The sequence below is a fragment of the Vibrio salilacus genome (genome assembly GCF_002811245.1).
Taxonomy (GTDB): domain Bacteria; phylum Pseudomonadota; class Gammaproteobacteria; order Enterobacterales; family Vibrionaceae; genus Vibrio; species Vibrio salilacus.
In genome coordinates, this window is record NZ_NIVQ01000056.1 from 1 (window position 1) to 2,090 (window position 2,090).

Sequence of the window (2,090 nt, forward strand, 5' to 3'; positions counted from 1 at the left end):
TTTAGAATGGCAACTAACAAAGCGTTTAAGGCAGATTCGCAACGCTCGGCATTTTAGGTTTGCTTTAAATTTAGTGTTTACGGCACAATGGCTTAGGTTAGGTGGTAATGTTGCTCACTACTTAACGCGGCGTTAGCCGTCACGGAGCTTGCTATACTCTAAGTGATAGAATAGTATCACTCTAGTAATATTTTGGAGCAGCTCTCATGAAAGTAGAACTAGTTACATCACTCAAACGTCAAGCAACTAAGATCCTCGCCGATCTACACGATACCAAAGAACCAGTGTTAATTACTGAGCATGGTAAGCCGTCCGCATACCTAGTTGATGTTGATGATTACGAGTTTATGCAAAATCGTTTATCTATCCTTGAGGGTATCGCGAGAGGTGAGCGTGCACTAGCTGATGGTAAAGTGGTAAGTCATGATGAAGCCAAGGACAAAATGTCAAAATGGCTGAAGTAGTCTGGACAGAGCCTGCGTTATCTGACCTCAATGATATCGCTGAATACATCGCTCTTGAAAATATCGTAGCTGCAAAGCAGTTAGTACAAACGATCTTCACAAAAGTCGAACGCCTACAAACTTTCCCAGAGTCAGGTCGCATTCCACCTGAACTAGAGCATTTAAGTTATCGCGAAGTTGTCGTGAATCCATGTCGTGTTTTCTATAAACAAGACGGTGACAAAGTGTTTATTCTGTTTGTTATGCGTGCAGAGAGAGATTTGCGTAAGTTCTTGTTGAGTAAGCAATAACCTTACGGAATGAACGGCTAACAAAGCATTTAAGAGTGATTCGCAACGCTTGGCGTTTTCGCTTCGCTCAAGTATAGCCAAGCGTCGCTCACACCTTAATGCGGCGTTAGCACCAACAATAGTTAAGGAAGACTATGAACTACAGGGAATTATTAGGTACGGATTTTCCAATCATTCAAGCGCCGATGGCGGGAGTGCAGGGTAGCGCTTTGGCGATTGCCGTTAGTGAGGCTGGCGGATTGGGTTCTTTACCTTGCGGTATGTTGAATACGGAAAAAATAATCAATGAGATTGAAACTATTAAAGGGTCAACTAGCAAACCATATAATCTTAATTTTTTCTGTCATAACTTACGTCCTTACGATGAAAATCGCCAAGTGATTTGGCGAAACACACTTCAGCCATATTTTGCCGAGCTGGATTCTGAAGTAAACCTTTCTCTCGGCAGTACTCGAGTGCCATTTAGCCATGATATTGCTGATGCAATAGAGTGTTTTTCACCGGAATTCATTAGTTTTCATTTTGGGTTGCCAAATAAAGACTTATTGAAACGAGTCAAAAGTTGGGGGACAAAGGTAGTGTCATCTGCAACGACGCTGGAGGAGGCTATTTGGTTAGAGTCGCAAGGTGTGCACGGGATAATAGCTCAAGGTTTAGAGGCAGGAGGGCACAGAGGAATGTTTCTAACTGATAAAATCTCAACGCAACTAGGGTTAGTTTCGCTTGTGTCTCAGGTTGTCAAGCAGGTTAAAGTTCCTGTTATAGCAGCAGGTGGTATTAGTGATAATAATGGTGTGAGAGCTTGTTTGCAGTTGGGCGCGTGTGCTGTGCAGGTTGGAACATCGTATTTACTGAGCACAGAAGCTGAGACAACCGATATACATAAACAGGCACTAAAAAGTGGTAAATCATCACATACAGCTTTAACCAACATATTTTCGGGTAGACCAGCCCGTGGTATAGTTAATCGCGTTATGGATGAACTAGGCTATATGAGCGTGCTTGCTCCTGATTTTCCGTACGCTTCTCTTGAAATGTCTCAATTACGAAATAGCGCTGAAAAACAGGGGATGGATGGTTTTTCTCCGTTATGGTGTGGACAAAATGCGCAAGGGTGCCAAGAAATTTCCGCAAAAGAGTTGACACTTCAACTAGCTGGAAAGTGCTAACAAAGCATTTAAGAGTGATTCCCAACGCTTGGCATTTTTCATTCCATCGTTGGGCTTCGTGTTTACGGTGGTAAGGTTAAGTCTTATGGTAGCGTTGCTCACACCTTAATGCGGCGTTATGTTTACTTGTGTTTCAGTGGCTTAAAGTTTTTCCGATCACTGTTCTT

The 2,090-nt window shown here is 42.7% G+C and carries 3 protein-coding genes; all 3 read left to right on the forward strand.

What is annotated here, in order from left to right; all coding sequences use genetic code 11:
* The first annotated feature begins 206 nt into the window (after nt 1–206).
* The 3 genes from CDZ87_RS16570 to CDZ87_RS16580 all read left to right on the forward strand — a co-directional run bounded on the left by CDZ87_RS16570 (nt 207) and on the right by CDZ87_RS16580 (nt 1,923).
* Entirely contained in the window at nt 207–464 is a 258-nt protein-coding gene (locus tag CDZ87_RS16570; RefSeq protein ID WP_017024722.1) for a type II toxin-antitoxin system Phd/YefM family antitoxin, read from the forward strand.
* Nucleotides 452–754, forward strand: a complete 303-nt coding sequence (locus CDZ87_RS16575) for a type II toxin-antitoxin system RelE/ParE family toxin (RefSeq protein WP_100754511.1) — start codon at nt 452–454, stop codon at nt 752–754. The genes CDZ87_RS16570 and CDZ87_RS16575 overlap by 13 nt, the downstream gene beginning before the upstream one ends.
* A gap of 134 nt (nt 755–888) precedes the next feature.
* Nucleotides 889–1,923, forward strand: a complete 1,035-nt coding sequence (locus CDZ87_RS16580; RefSeq protein ID WP_100754512.1) for an NAD(P)H-dependent flavin oxidoreductase — start codon at nt 889–891, stop codon at nt 1,921–1,923.
* The last annotated feature ends 167 nt before the right edge of the window (nt 1,924–2,090 follow it).

Bases quoted from the DNA above. Each gene is read 5' to 3' on its own strand.
- CDZ87_RS16580 (WP_100754512.1), top strand. From the start codon at position 889: ATGAACTACAGGGAATTATTAGGTACGGATTTTCCAATCATTCAAGCG.
- CDZ87_RS16570 (WP_017024722.1), top strand. From the start codon at position 207: ATGAAAGTAGAACTAGTTACATCACTCAAACGTCAAGCAACTAAGATC.
- CDZ87_RS16575 (WP_100754511.1), top strand. From the start codon at position 452: ATGGCTGAAGTAGTCTGGACAGAGCCTGCGTTATCTGACCTCAATGAT.